22 protein-coding genes are annotated in these 22,737 nt (G+C 64.8%); 14 read left to right on the top strand and 8 right to left on the bottom strand.

From position 1 onward, the window contains the following. Positions 1 to 46: 46 nt before the first annotated feature. The gene (locus ACQR0W_RS22000) at positions 47 to 304 is read right to left on the bottom strand and encodes a hypothetical protein (protein WP_434840760.1); all 258 of its coding nucleotides are present in this window, start codon (positions 302 to 304) and stop codon (positions 47 to 49) included. Here ACQR0W_RS22000 and ACQR0W_RS21995 point away from each other — a divergent pair. The 4 genes from ACQR0W_RS21995 to ACQR0W_RS21980 all read left to right on the top strand — a co-directional run bounded on the left by ACQR0W_RS21995 (position 297) and on the right by ACQR0W_RS21980 (position 5,214). Beyond that, positions 297 to 2,504, top strand: a complete 2,208-nt coding sequence (locus ACQR0W_RS21995) for an arylsulfatase (RefSeq protein ID WP_434840759.1) — start codon at positions 297 to 299, stop codon at positions 2,502 to 2,504. The two genes, ACQR0W_RS22000 and ACQR0W_RS21995, sit on opposite strands and share 8 nt — an antisense overlap. A 380-nt stretch (positions 2,505 to 2,884) precedes the next feature. After that, the gene (locus ACQR0W_RS21990) at positions 2,885 to 3,919 is read left to right on the top strand and encodes a SphA family protein (RefSeq protein ID WP_434840758.1); all 1,035 of its coding nucleotides are present in this window, start codon (positions 2,885 to 2,887) and stop codon (positions 3,917 to 3,919) included. A gap of 150 nt (positions 3,920 to 4,069) precedes the next feature. Next, on the top strand, positions 4,070 to 4,690 hold the full coding sequence (locus tag ACQR0W_RS21985; protein ID WP_315769061.1) for a CAP domain-containing protein: 621 nt from the start codon (positions 4,070 to 4,072) through the stop codon (positions 4,688 to 4,690). A gap of 170 nt (positions 4,691 to 4,860) precedes the next feature. Next, the gene (locus tag ACQR0W_RS21980) at positions 4,861 to 5,214 is read left to right on the top strand and encodes a hypothetical protein (RefSeq protein ID WP_315713304.1); all 354 of its coding nucleotides are present in this window, start codon (positions 4,861 to 4,863) and stop codon (positions 5,212 to 5,214) included. Between the two features lie 69 nt (positions 5,215 to 5,283). Here ACQR0W_RS21980 and ACQR0W_RS21975 read toward each other — a convergent pair whose 3' ends face one another. Beyond that, positions 5,284 to 6,009 (bottom strand): Crp/Fnr family transcriptional regulator, encoded by a 726-nt coding sequence (locus tag ACQR0W_RS21975; RefSeq protein WP_315825221.1) that lies wholly within the window; start codon positions 6,007 to 6,009, stop codon positions 5,284 to 5,286. Positions 6,010 to 6,132: 123 nt separating this feature from the next. Here ACQR0W_RS21975 and ACQR0W_RS21970 point away from each other — a divergent pair, with 123 nt between their 5' ends. Next, entirely contained in the window at positions 6,133 to 6,369 is a 237-nt protein-coding gene (locus ACQR0W_RS21970; RefSeq protein WP_315825220.1) for a hypothetical protein, read from the top strand. 6 nt (positions 6,370 to 6,375) lie between these two features. Here ACQR0W_RS21970 and ACQR0W_RS21965 read toward each other — a convergent pair whose 3' ends face one another. Then, positions 6,376 to 6,981, bottom strand: coding sequence for a TetR/AcrR family transcriptional regulator (locus ACQR0W_RS21965; RefSeq protein ID WP_316187031.1), 606 nt, complete (start codon positions 6,979 to 6,981; stop codon positions 6,376 to 6,378). Between the two features lie 181 nt (positions 6,982 to 7,162). Here ACQR0W_RS21965 and ACQR0W_RS21960 point away from each other — a divergent pair, with 181 nt between their 5' ends. Together ACQR0W_RS21960 and ACQR0W_RS21955 are read left to right on the top strand one after the other, a co-directional pair. Then, complete coding sequence (locus tag ACQR0W_RS21960; RefSeq protein WP_315713297.1) at positions 7,163 to 7,453, top strand: hypothetical protein; 291 nt, start codon at positions 7,163 to 7,165, stop codon at positions 7,451 to 7,453. Positions 7,454 to 7,575: 122 nt separating this feature from the next. Then, on the top strand, positions 7,576 to 8,139 hold the full coding sequence (locus ACQR0W_RS21955) for an HXXEE domain-containing protein (protein ID WP_316187043.1): 564 nt from the start codon (positions 7,576 to 7,578) through the stop codon (positions 8,137 to 8,139). Between the two features lie 10 nt (positions 8,140 to 8,149). Here ACQR0W_RS21955 and ACQR0W_RS21950 read toward each other — a convergent pair whose 3' ends face one another. From ACQR0W_RS21950 to ACQR0W_RS21935, 4 genes are all read right to left on the bottom strand, one after another. After that, positions 8,150 to 9,325, bottom strand: coding sequence for a PepSY-associated TM helix domain-containing protein (locus ACQR0W_RS21950; RefSeq protein ID WP_316187030.1), 1,176 nt, complete (start codon positions 9,323 to 9,325; stop codon positions 8,150 to 8,152). Positions 9,326 to 9,342: 17 nt separating this feature from the next. Further along, positions 9,343 to 11,643, bottom strand: coding sequence for a TonB-dependent siderophore receptor (locus tag ACQR0W_RS21945; RefSeq protein WP_316174210.1), 2,301 nt, complete (start codon positions 11,641 to 11,643; stop codon positions 9,343 to 9,345). 348 nt (positions 11,644 to 11,991) lie between these two features. Then, positions 11,992 to 13,443 carry a sensor histidine kinase gene (locus ACQR0W_RS21940; protein ID WP_316174208.1) on the bottom strand — a complete coding sequence of 484 codons (1,452 nt, stop codon included), beginning with the start codon at positions 13,441 to 13,443 and terminating at the stop codon, positions 11,992 to 11,994. A gap of 256 nt (positions 13,444 to 13,699) precedes the next feature. After that, on the bottom strand, positions 13,700 to 15,259 hold the full coding sequence (locus tag ACQR0W_RS21935; protein WP_316174207.1) for a serine hydrolase domain-containing protein: 1,560 nt from the start codon (positions 15,257 to 15,259) through the stop codon (positions 13,700 to 13,702). Positions 15,260 to 15,393: 134 nt separating this feature from the next. Between ACQR0W_RS21935 and ACQR0W_RS21930 the strand changes: the two genes are divergently transcribed. After that, positions 15,394 to 15,894 carry a hypothetical protein gene (locus ACQR0W_RS21930; protein WP_409999194.1) on the top strand — a complete coding sequence of 167 codons (501 nt, stop codon included), beginning with the start codon at positions 15,394 to 15,396 and terminating at the stop codon, positions 15,892 to 15,894. Between the two features lie 9 nt (positions 15,895 to 15,903). Here the strand turns inward: ACQR0W_RS21930 and ACQR0W_RS21925 are convergent, their stop codons facing one another. Beyond that, positions 15,904 to 16,638 (bottom strand): alpha/beta fold hydrolase, encoded by a 735-nt coding sequence (locus ACQR0W_RS21925; RefSeq protein ID WP_316174205.1) that lies wholly within the window; start codon positions 16,636 to 16,638, stop codon positions 15,904 to 15,906. 332 nt (positions 16,639 to 16,970) lie between these two features. Here ACQR0W_RS21925 and ACQR0W_RS21920 point away from each other — a divergent pair, with 332 nt between their 5' ends. The 6 genes from ACQR0W_RS21920 to ACQR0W_RS21895 all read left to right on the top strand — a co-directional run bounded on the left by ACQR0W_RS21920 (position 16,971) and on the right by ACQR0W_RS21895 (position 22,669). Further along, a complete protein-coding gene (locus ACQR0W_RS21920; RefSeq protein ID WP_315752770.1) occupies positions 16,971 to 17,216 on the top strand; it encodes a hypothetical protein in 246 nt (81 codons plus the stop codon). 310 nt (positions 17,217 to 17,526) lie between these two features. Continuing rightward, positions 17,527 to 17,652, top strand: coding sequence for a hypothetical protein (locus ACQR0W_RS21915; protein WP_284423887.1), 126 nt, complete (start codon positions 17,527 to 17,529; stop codon positions 17,650 to 17,652). 112 nt (positions 17,653 to 17,764) lie between these two features. After that, positions 17,765 to 19,342: a 2-isopropylmalate synthase gene (locus ACQR0W_RS21910; RefSeq protein WP_316187029.1), complete on the top strand. Its 1,578-nt coding sequence runs from the start codon at positions 17,765 to 17,767 to the stop codon at positions 19,340 to 19,342. Between the two features lie 299 nt (positions 19,343 to 19,641). After that, positions 19,642 to 20,658: a TRAP transporter substrate-binding protein gene (locus ACQR0W_RS21905; RefSeq protein WP_315713282.1), complete on the top strand. Its 1,017-nt coding sequence runs from the start codon at positions 19,642 to 19,644 to the stop codon at positions 20,656 to 20,658. Between the two features lie 122 nt (positions 20,659 to 20,780). Beyond that, entirely contained in the window at positions 20,781 to 21,347 is a 567-nt protein-coding gene (locus tag ACQR0W_RS21900) for a TRAP transporter small permease (protein WP_315713280.1), read from the top strand. Further along, complete coding sequence (locus ACQR0W_RS21895) at positions 21,344 to 22,669, top strand: TRAP transporter large permease (protein ID WP_315769041.1); 1,326 nt, start codon at positions 21,344 to 21,346, stop codon at positions 22,667 to 22,669. Before ACQR0W_RS21900 ends, ACQR0W_RS21895 begins: the two co-directional genes overlap by 4 nt. Positions 22,670 to 22,737 lie beyond the last annotated feature (68 nt).

The following is a 22,737-nucleotide window of genomic DNA, read 5'->3' as shown; positions in this document are numbered from 1 at the left end:
TTCCGGCAGCGAGAAGCCGTGTCAATTGTCTCACTTGTCAATTGTCTCATCCAAAGGCAGTGATCATGAAGCGAATGAAGTTGGCTGCGTCGGTCCTGTCGTTGACGACGCTACTCGTGCTTCCAGCATTGGCCCAACAGTCGGCGCCGCCGAGTGCTGTGTTGCCGACCGAGCGATCGGTTCTGCCGATTCCTGAACCGCAGCCTCCACACAGCACCGTATTCGATGCGCGCGATGCGCCGCCGCCGCCGCGGTTTGAAGTCAAGGCGCCGGCCGGTGCACCCAATGTACTGATCGTGCTCATCGACGACATGGGCTTCGGCCAGTCGAGCGCATTTGGCGGCCCGATCAGGATGCCGACGGTCGACCGCCTCGCCAACGAGGGTCTCCGCTACAACGAGTTTCACACCACGGCGCTTTGTTCGCCGACCCGCGCGGCGCTGCTCAGCGGCCGCAACCATCACATGAACAATTTCGGTTCGATCGCGGAAACCGCGACGTCCTTCCCGGGACAGACCGGTCAGCGTCCCAACAATGTCGCGTCCGTCGCGGAGATGCTGCGGTTGAACGGCTACAGCACGGCGCATTTCGGCAAAAATCACGAGACCGCGGCATGGGAGGTCAGTCCCTCCGGCCCGACCGACCGCTGGCCGACGCGCCAGGGCTTCGACAAGTTCTATGGCTTCATGGGCGGCGAAACCAATCAATGGGCGCCGCTGATCTACGACGGCATGACCCAGGTCGAGCCGTCGACGGACCCGAACTATCATTTCATGACCGACATGACCGACAAGGCGATCGACTGGATGCGGTCGGAGAAATCGCTGACGCCGGACAAGCCGTTCTTCATGTATTTTGCACCCGGCGCCACCCATGCCCCGCATCAGGTGCCCAAAGAATGGATCGCCAAGTACAAGGGCAAGTTCGATCAGGGCTGGGACAAGCTGCGCGAGGAGACGTTGGCGCGGCAGATCAAGCTCGGCGTGGTGCCACCCGATACCAAGCTCGCCCCGAAGCCGGACGCCATCCAGGACTGGGACAAGCTGAGCGCTGACGAGAAGAAGCTGTTCGTGCGCCAGATGGAAGTATTCGCCGGATTTGGCGAATACACCGACACCGAGATCGGCCGCCTGATCGACGCCATCAAGGCAACGGGCCAACTCGACAATACGTTGATCTTCTACATCGTCGGCGACAACGGCGCGAGTGCCGAAGGCGGCGCGAACGGCCTGTACAACGAGATGACCTATTTCAATGGAGTGCAGGAAACCGTCCAGGACGTCTTGAAGCACTATGACGAACTCGGCGGTCCCAACACCTACGGCCATTACGCGGCCGGCTGGGCGGTCGCTGGCGACACTCCGTTTACCTGGACCAAGCAAGTGGCCTCGAGCTATGGCGGCACCCGCAATGGCATGGTCGTCCACTGGCCGAAGGGGATCGCGGCGAAAGGTGAGCTTCGTCCGCAGTGGCATCACGTCATCGACATCGTGCCGACCATTCTCGAAGCAGCGAAACTGCCCGAGCCCAAGAGCGTAAATGGAACGGTCCAGACTCCCATTGAAGGCGTAAGCATGGCCTACAGCTTTGCCGACGCCAAGGCGCCGAGCAGGCATGTGACGCAGTACTTCGAAATCTTCGGCAACCGCGCGATCTACAGCGATGGCTGGCTTGCCGGCACGGTGCACCGGGCGGCCTGGGAAACCAAGCCGCGGCGGCCGCTCCAGCAGGATATCTGGGAGCTTTACGATGCGCGATCGGACTTCAGCCTGAGCAACGATCTGGCTGCCAAAAATCCGGACAAGCTGAAGGAGATGCAGGAGCTGTTCCTGAAGGAAGCAGTGAAATACAACGTGCTGCCGCTCGACGACCGGACCCTGGAGCGCACCAACGCGGCGCTGGTCGGACGTCCCGACCTGATGGCCGGCCGCACCAGCCTGACGGTCTACGAAGGCATGATCGGGATGACGGAGAATGTCTTCATCAACCTGAAGAACCAATCGCACGCCATTACTGCCGATCTGGACATCCCGAAGGGCGGAGGCAATGGCGTCATCATCGCTCAAGCCGGACGGTTCGGTGGCTGGACCTTCTACCTGAAGGACGGAAAGCCGACCTACACGTATAATTTTCTCGGTCTGCAGCGATACACCGTAACCGCCAAGCAGGCTCTTCCGGCAGGCAAAGCCGCACTGCGCTTTGAGTTCGCTTATGACGGTGGCGGCCTGGGCCAGGGTGGCGTGGGTACGATCCTCGTGAACGGAAAGACCGTTGCGACCGGCCGGATCGAACGAACCCAATGCTGCTTCTACTCCGCGGACGAAGGCGCAGACGTCGGTGCCGATGAAGGCACGCCTGTTACCGAGGCCTACAAGGTGCCGTTCAAGTTCACAGGGAAGATCGGCAAGGTGACGATCGATCTAGTGGGTATGAAGAAGGCCGACAATGAAGAAGCCGTCCAAGCCCGCAAGGCAGCGGCTTTGAAGAAAGGACTGTCCGATTGATGCGCTCTTCGTGCTCGCCAGGTCAGTGATCGGTCCCTTGAGAAGGAGCGTGCAATGCAAATAGCCAATCTGGCGACGATCCTTCTGGCCTCAAGCTGAGGGGGGCCGTCGGGCAGAATGCAAGCACCGTGGAGCCGAGGTTCTCGGGTGGAAGTTCCGGATCAAGACGCTTGAGAAAGATCTGACCGAGGTACCCATAAGTGGCATCGCTACGATCATGTCGGACGAGTGTTTCAATGTCTACGACAAGACCGGACGGGGGATGAGCGACTACAAGCCGTAGTCGTCGACGACAACTCAGGCATGCCGCCTGAAATGGGAGCGTGGGGGGATTGCGATTGCAGCGCGATAGATCGGGACGCAGGTCCGGCTTCCTGCGATTGTGGCTGAGCGGCGTTTTCGCGTCCGCCGCGGTGGCTTCTTTTTCGCCTCTGGTCGCCCATGCCGATGAGAGCGGCATCTCGTTCTGGCTGCCGGGATTGTACGGTAGCCTCGCCGCAACGCCGGCCACGCCGGGCTGGTCGGTGGCTGCCATCTACTACCATACGAGCGTGGGTGCCTCAGGCGCGGCCGCGGCGTCGCGCGAGTTCCAGGTCGGACGATTTTCTCCAACCGTCAACATCGATCTCAATCTGGCTTTGCGTGGCCAGGCCGATCTGATGTTCATCGCGCCGACCTACACGTTTGCGACGCCCGTACTCGGCGGCCAGTTGTCGGCGACGCTGGCCAGCGTCTACGGCAGAAATTCCGCGAGCATCGCTGGTACGTTGACGACGGTTGCCGGTCCGATCGTCAGCACGCGCACCGGATTCCTCGAAGACGCACTCGTCTCTTACGGAGATCTCTATCCGACCGTGAAGCTGAAGTGGAATAACGGCGTCCACAACATCATGGTCTACGGCGCCGGCGATATTCCCGTCGGCGACTACAGTCGGAACCGGCTGGCCAACATCGGCATCGGTCACGGCGCCATCGACTTTGGCGGCGGCTACACTTATTTGAACCCGGCGACCGGCACGGAATTTTCAGCCGTCGGGGGCTTGACCTACAATTTCAAGAATCCCGATACCCGGTACCAGAGCGGCATCGATTTCCATCTCGACTGGGGCGTGTCGCAGTTCCTGTCGAAGCAGGTCTTCGTCGGTTTCGTTGGCTACGCCTATCAGCAGATTACCGACGACTTCGGTCAGCCCGCCGCTCTCGGCGGCTTCCGCTCGCGCGTCCTCGGCGTTGGCCCGCAGATCGGATATATTTTCCAGATCGGCAGCAATCAGGCGTTCCTGGGGCTGAAGGGATATGGCGAGTTCGACGCCGCCAACCGGCCGTCGGGCTGGAACACGTGGCTGACGTTCTCGATCTCGGAGGCCGCGCCCGCCAGCACGATTGCGCCGACTTGGCACAAAGTGTCGAAATAGAATAGAGAAGTATCGACCACCCGCATTGGACTGAATTCCGGCATTGTCATATCGGGTGGTTCCGCGGCGGTCCAGCACGTCCGTCGCTTCGGATCAAAGCGGGATCGAGCGACCGTTACCTACTCCGGATTGATGAGCACGTGTCCTAGCATGCGGGAGCTTCGTTTCACGTTGCGCGGCTTTCGCGCGGTTTTGGTTGCAGCGCTGCTGGCGCTGTCGGCCCATGCGGCATTTGCCGGCGACTCCGCGCCGGCCGATCAGATCTCGGCGTTTCGGCTCGCGCATGGCGAAGGCCGCGTGACGCGCGACGCGACGCTCGACCGCATCGCGATGGAGCAAGCGCGCGCGATGGCCGACAAGGACGATCTCAGCCACGAGGTGCTCGGTCCCTTCACCCGCCGTGTGGCTCCGTCGAAGGCCGGCCGTGCGGCCGAGAACATCGCCTATGGCTACGACAATTTCGACAAGACGCTGGGGCAGTGGATCAACTCGGCGGGGCACCGCAAGAACCTGCTGCTTCCCAAGGCGACCAAGGTCGGCATCGCCAGCGCAAAGAACGCCAGCGGCAAGCGGACCTATTGGGCGATGGTGATCGCGGGCGACTACGAGACCGACAGGCCGAAGGGCAAGGCCAAGGCCGTCGTCGCGCAGGCCGCGACCCGATCCGCGAAAGGCGACGCCAAGCCGGCGACGCGCTGGGGCGCCAAGCCGCCGGCGTCCGCCTCCAAGGACTGCCACCTCAGCATCAAGGTGATCGGTCTCTGCATCTGAGTGCGGGGATCGGTGGGCCTCGGCTGGACGCCACGCCTGCCGCGCGATCACGGCGTTGTGCGAACAGCGCACGTTGTCGGGGTGAGCTTTATCAGATATACAATCAATGGTTGTCTTTTGGGCAGCCACTATTGTGAAGATTTTTCATCTCATTTTGTAAGGAGACCATCATGGCAGTCATTGAGCAGACCTCGGCCACCAGCACCAATCCGCAGACCGTCTCGGCGTCCTACCAATGGTCGCTCACGTCCTACGAGGAGCAGGGCAATCTGTGGCTCAAGTGGAGCACGAACTCGCCGTTCCGCGCGCAGCAGGGGCAGATCTCCGTCTACAGCGGCAGCAGCTTCCCCTCCGATCCTCAGAAGGACCGCAAGGCCTGGTCGTGGGACAACGAGCACGGCGGCGGCTCGGGATGGGACACGGGCTTGCGCTACGGCTCCGACTGGCACTGCGCCTGGATCGCCGAGAAGAGCCCGAACGGGCCCTACGCCTACGTGGTCAAGCTCATCACCAAGGTCGCCTGAGCTGACGCGCGCAACCGTTAAAGGTGGGAGTCGCGAGCCCACGTGAGTCGCCGCGCTGAGACCTGTGCCTCAGCGCGGCTGCTTCTTCAGGTGCAGATAGCTGGGATCGAACTCGCCGATCGCGCATAGCCGCGTCCAGTCGTGCACCGTCAGCAGGCCGCTGCGGAAATCGACAGCGCGGCTGGCGCGCAGCTCGACCAGCGTGCGGTTGACCGTCGCGATCGCGATGCCCAGTGCCTCGCCGAGCTGCACCAGGCTGACCGGCAGCCGCAACTGATCGTGCCGGACATGGCCGAGCGCGCGGGCGCGATAGAACAGCTCGCAGAACATGTGCGCCATGCGCGCCGGCTTGCTCCGCGCGCTGTTGTTGGTGATGGCCTCGCGGAAGATCGACGCATCGATCAGCGTCTCGCGCCAGATCGCAAAGCCGAGCGTCGGCCGCCGGCTGATCGCGCGGGTCAGCTCCTTGTGCGCAACGCTCGCCACCACCGCCGGCCCGATCGCGCAGACGGCGTGATCCATGCAGTCGAGGAAGATCGACTGGGCGTCGGGCCAGTCACCGGGCATGTGAAAGGAGAGATACTGCCGCTGCCCGCCGGACAGCAGGTGATAGCGCGCCACCCATCCGGAGATCACGACGACGGAACGGTCCGGCTCGTCGCCCTGGCGGATGAGGTCCTCCTGATCGGCGAGCTCGCGCAAAGCGGAGCTGAAATTCCGGATCTCGGCGATGTCCTCGCCGGACAGTTTCGAATGCTCCCTGAGCTTGTTGGTGACGATCCGGTCCGCATCTATGAAAATCCTACCGTCCGGGCGGGGTTGTGTATCAAATGAGACGACGGAGCCGGCGTTACCGACTAAGGTCGTCGTCAGCAGATGCGGTCGAGGGTTGCCGGTCGCCGCATCGGGAGAACAGCTGTGCCCCACATCGCGTTCCTCAACCGGCTCCGCCGATTGTTCGGTGGCGCGGGGCCGCATATCGAGACCATCGCAGCCGCCCTTGCCGACGGCCGCATCAAGCAGCCGGCTCATCCGATGTCGGATCAGGAGCTGTCGCGCGCCATCCGCGAGTTCCAGAGCCGGCCGGCGTCGGAGGAGGCCTTGAAGAAGCTCGCTGAGCGGCTGGAGGCCGCCAAGCCCGACGGCCCCTCGTGACGGCCCTCATGACGATTTGACGGGATCCGGCTCCAGCAGGAACAGCATCAGCCGCACCAGTTCGTCCTCGAGCTCGCGTGTGCCGACGAGGCGATGTTCGCGCATGACGGCAGCCCGGATCGGGCCCAGCGCAGCGCGGACCAGGATGAAGCGGCGCGCGGCCGGCATCGCTTCACTCCGCAATCCCACCGTCGCGATCAGCCGTTCGGTCATGCGGTCCACCATCTCGTGCAGCGCCTTCTGCAGCTCCGCGTCGTTGCCCAACAGGACGAGAAGATAGCGCCGCACACGGTGACGGCCGGCGAACGGGGCGAAGCCCTGGCGCACCGCCGCGCGCACGATCGCCTCGCGTCCAAGCCCGCGATGCGCCTCCAGCGCCTCCCCGAACTCCGCCTCCTGTCGAGCGAACTCGCGCAGCACCAGCGCACGCAACAGTGAGGTCTTGTCCCTGAAATAGCTATAGAGCGTGCCGATCGAGAAGCCCGCGCGCTCGGCGATGGCGTTCGTGCTCAGGCCCTTGCCGCCGCCGCTCTGCAGAAGTTGAGCGGTTGCCTCGAAAATCACGTCGAGGGTCTGCCGCGTGCGCTTCTGCACCGGGGTTTTTCGAAGCATTTCAGGAGCTTGCTGCACGGTCTGGACCTCGGCTGGCGGACGGGCGAAATCGAGTAGGCGTTGCTGCCGGCTCGGGTTAGATCAGAGCCCGCATGCGGGCGGCCGGACACTGAGTGGATGTGCTCCGGACCGAGCCTGCTTGCGCCGGGCTGAACCTCATTTGAACGAAGGACTGATTGCCATGCTGCGCGTCGCATTCCCGTTTGTCACATTCGTCGCCGTCTCCCAATGTCTTCTGTCGCAGGCCGCGCTGGCCGGCAACCGCGCCGCCGCCGACAGCTGTGCCGCCAAGCTGTCGCCCGTGGCGAAGCAGATCTACGACGTCGCAGCTCCTGCCATCGGCCCGGACAGCGTCGTCAAGGACGTCATCGTCGAGCGTGTCAGGCCGCTGGTGATGGCCGGCAAGTTCGATCGCGACACCGCCCGCGCCAACGCCACGCCGGCCGGCGAATGCCTGGTGCTGCTCAAGTAGGTCGCGCCGCGCCCCGAAAGGTTTGGAGGCTGCGACAGGACATCACGCCGCAGCCTCCCGGCGCGGCGGTGTCCGGGGCAACCCGGCTTGGCAAGTTCAGCCGACTCGCGCATCACTCGCTGATGCTGGACCTTCTCTCCCGTCACTGGGTGGCCGGTGCCGTGTTCATGGCCGCAGCGCTGCTGGCGCTGGTACCGCTGCTGGCGGCCGACTGGCCGCTCGCGCTGCTGCTGATCTTCCTGCATTCGCCGGGCTACATGATCCACCAGGTCGAGGAGCACACCGGCGACCGCTTCCGCAGCTTCGTCAACAACGTGATGTTCGGCGGCCGCGAGGCGCTGACCACGATCGACGTGCTCTGGGTCAATTGCGGCGCGGTCTGGGGCATCGACCTGATTGCGCTCTACGTCGCCTGGATCGCCGGCCCGGCCTGGGCGCTGGTCGCGCCCTATCTGATGCTCGTCAACTCGCTCGGCCATATCGGCCCGGCGCTGCGCTTCCGTGGCTACAATCCCGGCCTCGTCACCGGCATCGTGCTGTTCATTCCGCTCGGCCTCGTGACGGTCCTCACCATCCCGGCGACGGCTGCCCAGCACGCCCTCGGCTTCTGCCTGTCGCTGCTGCTGCACGTCATCATCGCGGCCAACGCCATCCGGCGCGCGTCGCATGTCCGCGCCGTAGCCTGAGCGCCCGGCCTCACTCGCCGGGAACGAGCTGGACAGCGCGTGCCGACTGTGTCGGCCGCCGCAAGCGGCGCCGCGACAGATAGAGCAGCGTGCCCGTGACGGCGAACAGCGGCATCAGCGCGGCGGCGAGCATGAAGGCGAGCTGGCCGGGCCAGCCGAGAATGCTGCCGCGGTGGATATCCAGGATGCGGGCGAGCACGCGCTCGCCGGCGGTCTTGTCGGCGTAACGCTCGGCCGCGAGCAGCCGACCCGTCGCGCCGTCGATACGGAATTCGTCGCGCCGGCCGTCATGCGCCTCGCTCGGCCAGGCGCGCACGCGCACCGCCGCGCCGGCGCCCGCCGGCAAGGTGAGCTGCATCACCGCGAAGCGATCCCCGATCTGCTCACGCAACGTGGACCAGACCAGATCGAGCGCGGCAGGCTTTGCGTCCGCAGACCCGGAGCGGCCCTCGCGCGGAGCCTTGCCCGGCATCGGCGCTCCTGATGTCGCCGGCGCGAGCAGCCAGGTCAGGCCGTCCTTGTACCAGGCGTAGGAATAGGACAGCCCGGTCAGCGCGATCACCAGATACACCGGCAGCACCCATGTGCCGATCACGCTGTGCAGCGAGCGGTGCAGGCCGCGTCCGCTCAGTCCGAGCTGCGGCTTCAGCCAGAGTGCTGCGCTGCTCGCCCGGCGCGGCCAGCGCAGCACGACGCCCGTGATCAGCAGCACGACGAGGCCGAGCACCGCGGCGCCGGTGATCTGGCGGCCGGCGCCGTTGCCGTCGCCCGGCAGCAGCAGCCAGCGATGCAGCCTCCGCACGGTGGCGAAGAACGCCTCGCCGCGGGGCTCACCGAGCACGCGGCCGTCATAGGGATCGACCAGCAGCGAGGAGGGCCGGCCGCCATCCTCATTGCGCGCGAAGCGGACGCGCACGGCCGCCAGGGGATCGCGCGACAGCGTGATCGCCGAGACCTTGCCGAGCGCCGGATCAGCCTGCAGCCGCGCCACCAGCTCGGCGGGCGAAAGCGGCGCTTCCGTACGCGGCGCGACGTGGGACAGTTTGGCGTTGAGACCGGCCTGGATCTCGTCCTCGAAACCCATGATCGCGCCGGTGATGCCCATGAGGGAGAGGATCAGCGCGGCCGCAAGACCCAGGACAGAGTGGATCTGCAGCAGCGCTGGTTTGATGCGGAAGGACGTCACGCACGCTTCTCCTTGGCTCAGAACTTCATCGTCGCTGACAGCGACACCCGCCTCGCATCGCCGACCGCGACGGTCAGCGCGCTGTTGGCCGAGGGGTAGTAGACGTTATCGAACAGGTTCTTGACGTTGAGCTGGTAGATCACCGGCAGGTTATGGTGCCTGGTCTCGTAGCTCGCGAACACGTCGGCGACGACGTAGGACGGCAGCACGAAGCTGTTGGCGGCGTCGCCGGCCCGGTCGCCGACATAGCGCGCGCCGCCGCCGAGCCTGAGCTGGCCGGGCAACGCCGTGCCGAAATCGTAGACGAGGTAGAGCGAGGCGGTGTTGAGCGCGACGTTCTGCAGCCGGTTGCCGCGATAGACCGGGTCGTCCGTGACCCTGGCATCGGTGTAGCCGTAGCTGCCGATCATCGTCCAGTGCTCGGCGATCTTGCCGGTGACGTCGACCTCGGCGCCGCGCGAGCGCACCTTGCCGGCGGTGGTGTATTCGACGACGTTGCTGGCATTGGTCTGCGACACCAGCACGTTCTGCTTGTCGATGTCGTAGACCGCGACGGTGCCGGACAGCCTCTTGTCGAGATCGAACTTGAAGCCGGTCTCCCACGCCGTGCCTTGCTCCGGTGCGATGTTGGAGCCGAGCACCACGCCGCCGGTGAGCGGGGCGATGGTCGAGTTCGGCTTCAGGCTTTTGGTGTAGCTGGCGTAGAGCGACACCTGCTCGTTCAGCTTGAGGATGGCGCCGCCGAGCGGCAGCACGGTGTCGGCGGCGACGTTGGTATTGGCCTTGAACGGCCGGCCGCGGCCGGCGATCTGCTCGTAGTCCATGTAGCGGACGCCGCCGACGAAGGAGAGTTTGTCGGTGAGATGCAGCGTGTCCTGCACGAACAGCGAATACTGGCCGAGCTTGTCGGTCTGGTCGCTGTCGCTGGCCGAGACCAGCGTGCCGGGTTGGATCAGCCCGTAGACCGGGTTGTAGACATTGAACACGCTCGTGACCTTGTCGCGGATCAGGTCCTGGCGATAGATCGTGCGATATTGCGCGTCGCCGCCGAACAGCACCTCGTTGCGCAGGCCGCCGAGCCAGAAGGCGCCCTGGATGTAGGACGTGCCGTAGCTGACCCGGCTCAGCGAGCCCCAGGTGCCGTCGTTGCTGCGGGTCTCCTTGCCCTTCGCATCGATTGTGGTGATGCGCAGCTGGTTGGCGCTGGAGCTCTCGGTGTTGTAGCTGTAGGCCGCGGTGAGCTTCCAATCGTCGTTGAGCTTCTGCTCGACCGAGGCCTGGACCAGGTCGGACTGCCCCCATGTGTTGTTGAAGGGCTCGTCGAGCCGCCGCGTCGCGGGGATCGCGAGCGGTGCGCCATTTATGAAGGCGGTGCCGCGATCGAACGGGGCGATGAACTCGCGATGCTCGTAGTTGAGCTGGACCGTGGTCGTGTCGCCGTACCAGGCGAGCGACGGCGCCACCAGCATCTCGCGATGGCGGCCGAAATTGCGCCAGTAATCCTCGCTGACGCCGTAGCCGATGAAGCGATAGGCGAGGCCGCCGTCGCCGATCGGGCCGGTGACGTCGATCGTGCCGTCGGCGCCGGTTCTGTTGTTGGCATAGGCCGAGCCGAGCAGCGTCACCGAGCCGTGCTGATAAAGCTCGGGGCGCTTGCTGATGGTGTTGACGATGCCGCCGGGATCCATGATGCCGTAGAGCAGCGAGGCCGGGCCCTTCAGCACCTCGACGCTCTCCACCGCCGCATTGAGGCTGCGGCTCTGCACCAGCGGCATGCCGTTGCGCATGATCGAGCCGTCGCGGTTGTCGCCGAAGCCGCGCCGCATCACCGCGTCCTGCGTGCCGGCGAGCGTGTTGGCCTGGGTGACGCCGCTGATATTGGCGAGCGCGTCGTCGATGTTGCGCGGCAACTGGTCCCTGATCACCTGTTCGGGCACGACATTGACGGATTGCGCGGTGTCGAGCGGCGAGGCGCCGCTGCGCAGCGTGGTCGCGCTCGGCATGGCGCGGTAGTTGAGCTTGGCGGCGTTGAGCACTACGGCCTCTGCCGCGGCGCGTTCCGCGCGGGTCGGCATCGGCGGCGGCGGCATCGCGCGTCGTGACGGCAGCGCGCGCGCCTGGCGCTGCGGCGCGCTGGCGGCGCTCGCAGGCTTGCGCTTCGGCGCCGGCACGTCGACCGTCACCGGCGGCAGCGTCGCCTGCGCAAACACGGGAGAGGGGGACCAGAGGAGGTCTGCGGTCAGAGCACTCACGAGCGCAATCGCGCCACGCATCCCGGTACGAGCGCGCGCATCGCGCCGGCCTTCACACTTCGTCATCGTTCACGGCAATTCCACGTCGCACCGTTCGAGGGAACGGTCAGCTTGATGCGACGTCTAGCAACGCAGTGCAGCGAAAGACACAACGCGCCGGATTGAATTGCTCTAAGCCATGCGGTGTTGAATTGTTCTAATTGGTTCGGAGATGCGCAGGTCGCGGCGTCTCTGCGGCATTGCGCATTTGATGATCACGATCGACGCGGAGTGATTCATGATCGTGCACGATATGATGCGCGATAAGCGCTCCACCCAAGCCGCGGACGGAGCGCTGCTGGTCTCGTTTTCCGGGACTGCGTGTCGAGGACTCTCAACGCTTGGGACCGGTCGTTGATGCGCGCGCGGCCGAGTCTATTGTGCGGCGGCGAGTTCCAGCTCGGCCGGCTTGCCTGGTCCGATCAGCGGAATGTCCAGCGTGATGCGCGTGCCCTGCTGCGGCTGGCTGTCGAGCTCGATGCGGCCGCCGAGTGTGGATGCCACGAGGTTGAAGGCGATGTGCAGGCCGAGGCCGGCATTGCCCTTCTCGCGGCGCGTGGTGAAGAACGGGTCGAACACCCGCCCGCGAACCTGGTCGCGCATGCCGACGCCCTGATCGGCGCAGACGATGCGCACCGAATCATCGCCGGGCTGTGCGACCTCCACGGTGAGGACGCCGCTGATGTCGCCGGGATAGGCATGCGTCGCCGCATTGAAGGCGAGGATGCTGATGACCTGTCCGAGTGCACCGGGATAGCTGGTGAGCACGATGCCCTCCGGGCAGGAGAGCACGACCGTCAGGCCCTGGCGCGCCAGCAGCGGGCGGAGCTTGGCGACGTGATCGGTCATCCAGCTTTGCAGCTCGAAGGTTTGCAGCTCCTCGTTGGCCTGGTCGACGGCAACCTGTTTGAAGCTGTGTACCATCTCGGAGGCCCGGTGCAGGCTCTGCGTCGTCAGATGCAGGCCCTGCTGCAGCCGCGCCACGCCCCTCGCCAGATCCGAGCGCCGCACCGGGCCGCCGCCAAGCATGCGCGCGATCGCCTCGACGTCGTCTTCCATCGCCGTCGACGTGGTCAGCGCCAGCCCGAGCGGCGTGCTGACCTCGTGGCCGACACCGGCGACGAGCTGGCCGAGCGAGGCCAGCTTCTCCGCCTGCACCAGATGGGCCTGGGTCGCATGCAGATCGCGCAGCGAGGTCTCGGAGCGCTCCTTCTCCCGCTGCAGCGCCTCCGCGGTGCGGAACTGCTTGCGCGCCTGGTACTCGCGCGCGCCGACGGCATAGAGCGAGAGCAGGCAGGCATTGCCGACCAGCGAATGATCGATGAAGCGCAGGCCCGGCGGCAGCGGCTCGGTCGCGAGACTCTCGGCCACCGCCAGCGCGCTCCAGCTCGTCGCGCAGAAGATCGCGTAGGAGCCGGTGCGCAGCGGCAGCATGGTGGAGACGAACAGGATGACGATGATCATGCCGGCCGCGGAGTAGGTGAAGCCCGACGGCAGCACCCAGTAGATGGTCGGCAGCACGCAGCCGGGGATGACGCAATAAATGAGATGGATCGGCTCGGCCCATCGGCGCGCTGATGTCGACAGCAGCGCCGTCAGCGGCAGCAGCACCAGCACGGCGGTGCCGCCGCGGATCGCGAGCGTGGTCGGCACGATCTCGGGATAGAGCACCCAGTCCCACAGCGTGTAGCCGGCAAAGGTGAGGGCGCCGAGCAGCATCGCGATCTGCGTCCAGGCTGTGCTGCCGCGGACGTAATGGTCGACGAAACGCCGCTCCTCGACGGCATCCTCGAAACGGAGACCCAGCCGCTCCAGCAATCTCAACATTATGCCACCGCAATCGAAAAACGATCCCCCGCCGCGCCGGGCAGGGCCGGAGGCTTGGCGGGAAGGCAGACATACACGAGATGATCTGTTTGAGAAAACGACGGGAGATCGCATCCTCCGCCCGCGGCACGCAGAGCGCTATGAGAACTGTTCCAATTCTCGCCGTGCGGCATGTCTCCGCCCAGCCGAACGGAGCCGATCAGTGCTGCAGCATTCGCGCTCGACTTTCGTCAGGCTGCGCAGAGCCGCCGAGGACTCATGGCGCCGCATGACCCTCGACCACTACGTCCTTGCCGTAGCGGCCCTTCGTTCGGAACGTCACCTTGTCGCCGTCGAAGCTGAGCCGCCAATTGCGCTCCTCGCCCTGGCCAATGAACTGGGCGTCGATCACGAAGGTCGTGGCGTCGATCCAGCTGCCCTTCATGGCCCGGTAGGTGAAGGGCTGCCAGGGATGGGGCGGCGCGGTCTTGCGATAGAGGCCATCGAGGCCGATCGGGCTCTGCAGATGCACCGTGCCTCCGGCGCGGTCCCGCGAGGGGATGTCCCAGGTGACCTGCGGTTCCGGTCCCGTGAGGTCCAGCTTGATCGTGTTGATGCCGAGCGGGCCGGGCGGGAAGCTGTAGGTCTTGCCCGAGATGGAAGCCGCCATCTCCGGCACGGCTCCGACCGGGCCTCGCGTTTCCGTCGCGACCTCGCGGACATCAGCGGCGAGCGCGGCTGCCGCTTCCGGCGCCGCAGGCAGGGCGCTGTCAGATGTCACAGTCGCCGAAATGGTGTTGGCGAGCTTGCGGAATGGACAGAACTCGCGCGCGGTCATCACCGCCACGATGTCGCGGTCGGGCAGCACCATGATGACCTGGCAGTGGTAGCCGACCGCCATGAATACGTGTTTGTCCGGCAGGGCCCAGAACTGATCGGCGTAGGAGAGCCCCGGATCGAACTTCGCATTCATGCTGACGGTGGCGTGGTTGACGGCTTCGATCCAGTCCGGCGGCAGCAATTGCTGCTCGCCCCAGCGGCCGCGCCGCAGATAGAGGTAGCCGATCTTCGCCATGTCGCGCGGCTTCAGCGCCAGCCCGAAACCGCCGGCGGAAATTCCCTGGGCATCCTTGAACCAGGTGTGCTCGGTGATCCCGAGCGGCCCAAACAGCCTCTCCTTGGCGAAGTCCTCCGCGCTCTTGCCGGTGAGCTTCGTGACGATCGCGGAGAGCAGATGCGAGTTGCCGCTGTTGTAGTAGAACGTCTCGCCGGGCGCTTGCGCCATCGGCCTGTCGAGGATGTACTGCACCCAATCCGGACTCCGGCCCATCTCGTAGAGGGATGTCTCGGCGCCGCCGCTATAACCCTCGTCCCAGTCGAACCCGGAGGTCATGTTGAGCAGGTGCTGCACCGTGAGCGCCTGCTTGCGCGCGTCGACATTGTCGATCTTGCGGTCCTTGAAGAAGTCGAGCACCGGATGATCGAGACTGTCGAGCACGCCGTCCTTGAGCAGCATCGCAATCAGCGTCGAGACCACGGCTTTGGTCGCGGAATTGATGATGTGCGGCTCGTCGGCGTTGTACGGTGCATAGGACGCATCGAGCACGACCCGGCCGTGGCGCGCGATCAGCAGGCTGTCGAACCTCATCGCCTTACCGGAAGCGACGAGTTTTGCGAGGGCCGCCGAATCCATCCCTTCGTCCTCAGGCGTGGCGGTCGCCCAGTCGGATTGAGGAAAGCGGGCGAGGCTCAAGTCCTCGGCGAAGGCTGCGCTGGAGAAGAGCCGGGCCACCAGCAGCGCTGAGAACAACCAAAGTCCGGTCTTGAGACGCGCCATGTCGAATGTCTCCGATGAGCGACTTTCAGGTTATGGTATCAGAGGACCGCAATCCATCAAAGATTGTGTGATAGCCGGCGCGCACGTCGAAGAGCCGGCCCATTGCTCGGGCGTAGATTGAGATGAGGATTGAAGTGACCATGCAGGCCGGCATACTTCGACGTTTTCATGACGTTTTTCTTGGTGTTGCATTTGCCGTCGCGGCTCTGCTCACGGTCCTGGCGCGACCTGCTTCGGCCGAAGGCGAACGCGTGATCGCGGTGCCCGAGCTGCATGCGATGACGCCTGAGGCGGGAGATGATGCCGCCCTTCTGACGAGCGCGCTACGCGCGCGATTCCACGCAATGCCGTCGCTCCGGGTCGTCGAAGAGCCTGTCCCGATGGCAAGCCCAGGTCATCCGGATATTCTGCTGCCGCAATTCGAGAAATCGCGAGATCTGCACTTTGATCTCGTGCTGGTCGGCAATGCCGCGCTCCTCAGCGATGGCCGTCACAAAGTCTCGCTTCGGATTTGGGACGTCGAGAAGCAAACTCAACTCCTCGGGCAACAATACGTGTTTCGCGCATACCCCGGCCACGAGCAGGAGATTGCCAATGTAATCGGCGATGCGCTGGTCTCAGCCCTGTCGCAATAGGACTGGTGCTCATTCCGCCCAATACGCCCGCAGCGCGGCCGCGATGCTCTGCGGCCGCTCGACGATGCTCCAGTGGCCGGCGTCCGGCTCGACATGAAGCCGCGCGCCGTGCGCTTGCGCGAACCGGCTGAGCGTGTCGAGCGGCACGAACGGATCCTGTGTGCCCGAGATCACCAGTCCACGCCGCGGCAGCTGTTCGAGCCGCGCGATCCAGTCGCCCTTGAAGCACAGACCGTCGGCGGAGCGATACAGCGCGAGGATCGCCCGGCGCATCGGAGCCTGCCATGCCGTGGCTTCGCGCGCCGCCAGCTCCGATGGCAATCCGCTCTGCCGGAACATCCGTGCCATGGCAGCTTGCGACGACACCGCCATGAATATCTCGCCGAGCACGGGCGTATTCCAGATCCGCGCGATGCGATGTCCCCGATAGTCCGGATCGAGTGCGCCGCCAGCGACCGCCCAGGAGCGCACCAGCCCCGGCCGCAGCGATGCCGCGCGCAGCACCAGCAGCGCGCCCCAATCATGCCCGACCAGGTCGAGCGGCCCGACCGCCGCATGCTGCGCTTCCAGCAGCGCGACCAGCCAGTCGGCGTAGGCGTCCTTGGTGCAGGGGAAGCCCGGAGGTGCATCGCCGTCGAAGCCGGGCAGGGCAGGCACTGCCACGGTCTCGCCGAGCGCCGCGATCAGCGGGCCCCAGATTGCGGGCGTGTCCGGCACGCCGTGGACGAAGATGCGGTTTGTCATGAGGTCATGGTACCACACGCTCGATCTTCGTATTCGACGAAATTTCCTCTTTCCTTTTTTCAGAAAACGTGCTTCTCTACGTCATCCCGCCTCATCGAAGAGGGGCGTACGCGTCGTCACGATACGTGGAGTGCGGGGAGCGATGGCCGTGAGGCGCCGGTGGACGACCGGCGTTTTGCGGACGGCGAAGTCGTGTGGTCCTGGCCTCCCGATGCTGAGGTCAAGTTCGTGCCGTTGCGCGAAGCAGCGGTGCGGATGATGGGGGCAAGAAAGCCCGGTCCCCAGGGAGAGCGCGAAGTAAGCCGTAAAGCCGTTGCGCAGGGAAGGCCGGGATGTCCTGGCCGATCCTGTGGTTCCTGCCCCGTGCATTTTCTATCGCACGGGGGCCGCGGGTGTCGGCAGACGCCCGGTCTTCCCTGCACCCTCTGATGGAAGAGGGTACGATGCGGGTGAACAACTCGGGCACGGATGTGTCGCGGGAGCGTGAAATGCGTGCTGGTGCAGATGCCGACAACCACACCCTCACCGTCATCCCGGACAAGCGCGCGGTCACGCGTGCGCCGATCCGGGATCCATAACCCCAGGGAGATCTGCGAGGCAGGATGGCCGCTCCAGCTCGCCCAGCCAAATCCGCCGCGGCGTACGGATCCCGGGTCGGCGTTCACCAACGCTGGCGCGTTGGCGGCCTTGCCCGGGATGACACTGTTCATAGGGAGAGATTTATAGGGAGAGCGGCGCGGGACTGCCCGAATACGTCACCTCTCCTGACCATTATTCGGCGTTGCGAGACCCTCCCATTCCCAGTAAAAGCGCTGTCGAGGGCACCTCGGCAACAAACCGTCAACGGTTTTGCCGCACAGTTTTCGTGTTCTCGCAAAGGGTTTGGCAATGCTGATTCGCAGCGCAGAGATCGAGGCCATCGCCGGGGCAGACGCCCGGACGATCGCGCTCGCCGCGCTGCAGCCCGCCGACCTGATCGGCGCGATCGAGCTTCTGCTTCTTAGCTGCCCCTGAGGGCCGGCTGGGCGGGATGCGCCTGGGCACTCAGGGGGCTGCTTCGACACCGAAACACCCTTTAGCGCCTCTGGAAGCCACGCGCACCACCCGAAAAGTTCGAGGAAAGCAGATGTCCAATCCCGTTCAGTCCGACAAGGACCGCGTCGTCATTTTCGACACCACTTTGCGCGATGGCGAGCAGTGCCCCGGCGCCACCATGACGTTCGAGGAGAAGCTCAACATCGCCGCCATGCTGGACGGCATGGGCGTCGACATCATCGAGGCCGGCTTCCCGATCGCCTCCGACGGTGACTTCGAGGCCGTCAACGAGATCGCCAAGCGCACCCAGAACGCCGTGGTCTGCGGCCTGTCGCGCGCCGGCGCCAAGGACATCGACCGTTGCGCCGAGGCGATCCGCCCGGCCAGGCGCGGCCGCATCCACACCTTCCTGTCCACCTCGCCGGTGCACATGAAGTACAAGCTGCAGATGGACCCGCAGCAGGTCTACGAACTGGTGATCTCCTCGGTGACCCGCGCGCGCAACCACACCGACGACGTCGAATGGTCGTCCGAGGACGGCACCCGTACCGAGTTCGACTTCCTGTGCCGCTGCGTCGAGGCCGCGATCAGGGCCGGCGCGACCACCATCAACATTCCGGATACCGTCGGCTATGCCGTGCCGGAGGAGTATTACGACCTGTTCAAGCGCGTGCGCGAGAGCGTGCCGAACTCCGACAAGGCGATATTTTCGGTCCATTGCCACAACGATTTGGGCATGGCGGTCGCCAACTCGATGGCCGGCGTGCGCGCCGGCGCTCGCCAGATCGAATGCACCATCAACGGCATCGGCGAGCGCGCCGGCAATGCGGCCCTGGAAGAGGTCGTGATGGCGATGCGCGTGCGCAACGACAAGCTGCCGTACTGGAACAAGATCGACACCACGCAGCTCACCCACGCCTCCAAGGTGGTCTCGGCCGCGACCTCGTTCCCGGTGCAGTACAACAAGGCCATCGTCGGCCGCAATGCGTTCGCGCATGAGAGCGGCATCCATCAGGACGGCATGCTGAAGAACGCGCAGACCTACGAGATCATGCTGCCGGAGACGGTCGGCGTGAAGCAGACCTCGCTGGTGATGGGCAAGCATTCCGGCCGCCATGCCTTCATCCACAAGCTGGAGGAGATGGGCCACAAGCTGGCGGGCAACCAGGTCGAGGACGCCTTCGTCCGCTTCAAGGCTTTGGCCGACCGCAAGAAGCACATCTATGACGAGGACATCGAGGCGCTGATCGACGAGGGCATGGTGAGCGCCCATGACCGCATCAAGCTGCTGTCGCTGTCGGTGATTGCTGGCACCCGCGGCCCGCAGCGCGCCACCATGAAGCTCGACGTCGACGGCGTGACCAAGATCGAGGAGAGCGAGGGCAACGGGCCGGTCGATGCCGTCTTCAACTGCATCAAGTCGCTGGTGCCGCACGAGGCCAAGCTGGAATTGTACCAGGTCCATGCCGTGACCGAGGGCACCGATGCGCAGGCCGAGGTCTCGGTGCGGCTGTCGCAGGACGGCCGCTCGATGACCGCGCGCGCGGCGGATCCGGATACGCTGGTGGCCTCGGCCAAGGCCTATCTGGGGGCGCTCAACAAGCTGGTCATGAAGCGCCAGCGCGACGTGGCGCAGGGCGCGGGCGCCTCGGCTGCGGCTGCGAGCTGAGTTCACGATCGTCGGTTGGGGCCGAACCTTGCTTCGTCATTCCGGGGCGACGCGCAGCGTCGAACCCGGAATCCCGAGCTTGGCTTGCGCCCGCGCCAATAACCTTCGGATTTCGGGCTCAGCCGCTTGCGCGGCTGCCCCGGAATGACAGTCACCACCATTTTTGCGCTGCGGCATGGGAATCCCCGCCTCTGCGGCTAACGGTCAATGGCATTCCGGCCGTCGACCCGCTAACAATGTCCTTGGCATACAAAGCGGGGGCGTCATTGCAATGTCCCCCGAAACGTCGGGAGGACACCTTGCACTTCAAGTTTCGCCATGTGATCGCCACCGCCGCCTCGCTCGCGGTGCTCGCTCTGGCCGGTCCGGCCCTCGCCGCCGACAATCCGATCGTGATCAAGTTCAGCCACGTGGTGGCCTCGAACACCCCGAAGGGCCTCGCCGCCGACAAGTTCAAGGAGCTGGCCGAGAAATACACCGACGGCAAGGTCAAGGTCGAAGTCTATCCGAACTCGCAGCTCTACAAGGACAAGGAAGAGCTCGAGGCGCTGCAGCTCGGCGCGGTGCAGATGCTGGCGCCTTCGAACTCCAAGTTCGGCCCGATCGGCATCAAGGAATTCGAGGTGTTCGATCTGCCCTACATCCTGCCCGACCTCGCCACCCTGCGGAAGGTGACCGACGGCCCGCTCGGCACCAGGCTGCTGAAGCTGCTCGAGCCCAAGGGAATGATCGGGCTCGCCTACTGGGACAACGGCTTCAAGCAGATGAGCGCCAACAAGAAGCTCGTCGATCCCGCCGACTACAAGGGTCTGAAGTTCCGCATCCAGTCCTCGAAGGTGCTGGACGCGCAATTCCGCACCCTCGGCGCCATCCCGCAGGTGATGGCCTTCTCCGAAGTCTACCAGGCGCTGCAGACCGGCGTCGTCGACGGCCAGGAGAACACGCCCTCGAACATCTATACCCAGAAGATGCACGAGGTGCAGAAGTACATCACGCTGACCAATCACGGCTACATCGGCTACGTCGTGGTCGTGAACAAGAAGTTCTGGGACGGCCTGCCGCCGGATATCCGCGCCGCCTGCGAGAAGGCGATGAAGGAAGCGACCGCCTACGGCAACAACCAGTCGGCGAAGGAGAACGACGACGCGCTCGAGGAGATCCGCAAGTCCGGCAAGACCGAGCTGGTCAAGCTGACGCCGGCCCAGGACGAGGCGATGCGCAAGGCGATGATGCCGGTGTACAAGGACGTCGCGGGGCGCGTCGGCCAGCCGCTGATCGACGAGTTCCTGAAGGAGACGCGCGGCTCGACCAACTGATGGCGTGAGACGAGCGGTGCGCGGACAATGGCCCGCGCACCGAGGGGGCGAAGCACTCGGCGCGCAAGAAGGCAGACGGCGCAGCCAAGCGCCGCGGACGTTTTGATTGTGGGGGAGGGGACTTGGGCTTTTTGTTGCGCATCCTCGATCGGCTCGAGGAGATCCTGATCGCATTCCTGATCGCGGCGGCGACCTCGATCATCTTCGTGGCCGTGCTGCACCGCTATCTGGTCGGCGTGCCCTTCCTCTATCCCATCCTGTTTCCGATCGACCTGTCCTGGGCGCAGGAGCTCTGCATCTACATGTTCGTGTGGATGGCCAAGTTCGGCGCCGCCTACGGCGTGCGCACGGGCATCCATGTCGGCGTCGACGTCGTCGTCAACATGATGCGGCCATCGCTGCGCAAGGTGACCATCCTGTTCGGCCTGCTGTGCGGAGCGCTGTTCACCTCCATCATCGGCACGATGGGCGCCAAGTTCGTCTACGGCCTGTCGCAGACCGACCAGGTGACGCCCGACATGGAGCTGCCGAGCTGGCTGGTCTATCTCTGCATCCCGCTCGGCTCCTATCTGATGTGCTTCCGCTTCCTGCAGGTCGCCTGGCACTATCTCCGCCACGACGAGCTGCCGCACCATGATCATGCGGCCGTCGAGGGCATCGAGACGACGGGCGTGGAGGCCGCGCGATGAGCAGCCTCCTCATCTTCAGCCTGCTCATCTTCCTGATGCTGACGGGCATGCCGATCTCGATCGCGCTCGGCCTCACCGTGCTGTCGTTCGTGTTCTTCATGACGAACGTGCCGACCGAATCGGTCGCGCTGAAGCTGTTCACGGGCATCGACAATTTCGAGATCATGGCGATCCCGTTCTTCATCCTCGCCGGCAATTTCCTGACCCATGGCGGCGTCGCCCGAAGGATGATCAACTTCGCGACCTCGATGGTCGGGCACTGGTATGGCGGCCTCGGCCTTGCCGGCGTCGTGGCCTGTGCGCTGTTCGCCGCCGTCTCCGGCTCCTCGCCGGCGACCGTGATCGCGATCGGCTCGATCATGCTGCCGGCGATGGTCAAGCAGGGCTTTCCCAAGCGCTTTGGCGCCGGCGTCATCACGACGTCAGGCGCGCTCGGCATCCTGATCCCGCCCTCGATCGTGATGGTGGTCTATGCGGTCGCGACCGGCGGCAGCATCGCGCTCGATCCGGCCGGTCATCGCGTCTCCTCGGCCTCTGTCGGTCAGCTGTTCATCGCCGGGGTTATCCCCGGGCTGATGCTGGCGAGCCTGCTCGGCCTCACGACCTTCTACCGGGCCTGGAAGAACGACTATCCACGGATGCCGCGGGCGAGCTGGGCCGAGCGCTTCACGGCCTTCCGCAAATGCGTCTGGGGCCTGCTGCTGATCGTGATCGTGCTCGGCGGCATCTACACCGGCAAGTTCACGCCGACCGAGGCCGCGGCCGTCAGCGCCGTCTATGCCTTCGTCATCGCGGTGTTCGTCTATCGCGACATGTCGCTGAAGGACGTGCCGAAGGTGCTGCTCGGCTCGGCCAACATGAGCGCGATGATCCTCTACATCATCACCAATGCCGTGCTGTTCTCGTTCCTGATGGCCAATGAGAACATCCCGCAGCAGATCGCCAACTGGATGGCGGCGGCTGGCGTCAACTGGATCGTGTTCCTCTTGGTCGTCAACATCCTCCTGCTGCTCGCCGGCAACGTGATGGAGGCGACCTCGATCGTCTTGATCATGGCGCCGATCCTGTTCCCGGTCGCGGTCAAGCTCGGCATCCATCCGGTGCATCTGGGCATCCTGATGGTGGTCAACATGGAGGTCGGCATGTGCCACCCGCCCGTCGGGCTCAACCTCTACGTGGCCTCCGGCATCGCCAAGATGGGCATCACCGAACTGACCATCGCCGTCATGCCCTGGCTGCTGACGATGCTCGGCTTCCTCGCGCTCGTCACCTACGTGCCGGAAATCTCGCTGTGGTTGCCGCGCATGCTGGGGATGCTTTGAGGCGCGGCAACAAACTGAAACTGATTTGCAAAAACAGAAAGGTATTTGAAGCAATTACATCTTCGTAA

Source organism: Bradyrhizobium sp. HKCCYLRH1034 (assembly GCF_051168375.1).
Taxonomy (GTDB): Bacteria; Pseudomonadota; Alphaproteobacteria; order Rhizobiales; family Xanthobacteraceae; genus Bradyrhizobium.
This window is presented reverse-complemented; position numbering and strand designations above follow the sequence as displayed.

Excerpts from the sequence above, each read along its gene's own strand:
- ACQR0W_RS22000 (WP_434840760.1), bottom strand. The coding sequence starts at position 304 with ATGAGCACGATCAGTACATTGGGTGCACCGGCCGGCGCCTTGACTTCA.
- ACQR0W_RS21935 (WP_316174207.1), bottom strand. The coding sequence starts at position 15,259 with ATGGCGCGTCTCAAGACCGGACTTTGGTTGTTCTCAGCGCTGCTGGTG.
- ACQR0W_RS21925 (WP_316174205.1), bottom strand. The coding sequence starts at position 16,638 with ATGACAAACCGCATCTTCGTCCACGGCGTGCCGGACACGCCCGCAATC.
- ACQR0W_RS21915 (WP_284423887.1), top strand. The coding sequence starts at position 17,527 with ATGCTGATTCGCAGCGCAGAGATCGAGGCCATCGCCGGGGCAGACGCC.
- ACQR0W_RS21940 (WP_316174208.1), bottom strand. The coding sequence starts at position 13,443 with ATGTTGAGATTGCTGGAGCGGCTGGGTCTCCGTTTCGAGGATGCCGTC.
- ACQR0W_RS21945 (WP_316174210.1), bottom strand. The coding sequence starts at position 11,643 with ATGACGAAGTGTGAAGGCCGGCGCGATGCGCGCGCTCGTACCGGGATG.
- ACQR0W_RS21960 (WP_315713297.1), top strand. The coding sequence starts at position 7,163 with ATGCTGCGCGTCGCATTCCCGTTTGTCACATTCGTCGCCGTCTCCCAA.
- ACQR0W_RS21980 (WP_315713304.1), top strand. The coding sequence starts at position 4,861 with ATGGCAGTCATTGAGCAGACCTCGGCCACCAGCACCAATCCGCAGACC.
- ACQR0W_RS21920 (WP_315752770.1), top strand. The coding sequence starts at position 16,971 with ATGTCCTGGCCGATCCTGTGGTTCCTGCCCCGTGCATTTTCTATCGCA.
- ACQR0W_RS21895 (WP_315769041.1), top strand. The coding sequence starts at position 21,344 with ATGAGCAGCCTCCTCATCTTCAGCCTGCTCATCTTCCTGATGCTGACG.
- ACQR0W_RS21955 (WP_316187043.1), top strand. The coding sequence starts at position 7,576 with ATGCTGGACCTTCTCTCCCGTCACTGGGTGGCCGGTGCCGTGTTCATG.
- ACQR0W_RS21910 (WP_316187029.1), top strand. The coding sequence starts at position 17,765 with ATGTCCAATCCCGTTCAGTCCGACAAGGACCGCGTCGTCATTTTCGAC.
- ACQR0W_RS21985 (WP_315769061.1), top strand. The coding sequence starts at position 4,070 with ATGCGGGAGCTTCGTTTCACGTTGCGCGGCTTTCGCGCGGTTTTGGTT.
- ACQR0W_RS21965 (WP_316187031.1), bottom strand. The coding sequence starts at position 6,981 with ATGCTTCGAAAAACCCCGGTGCAGAAGCGCACGCGGCAGACCCTCGAC.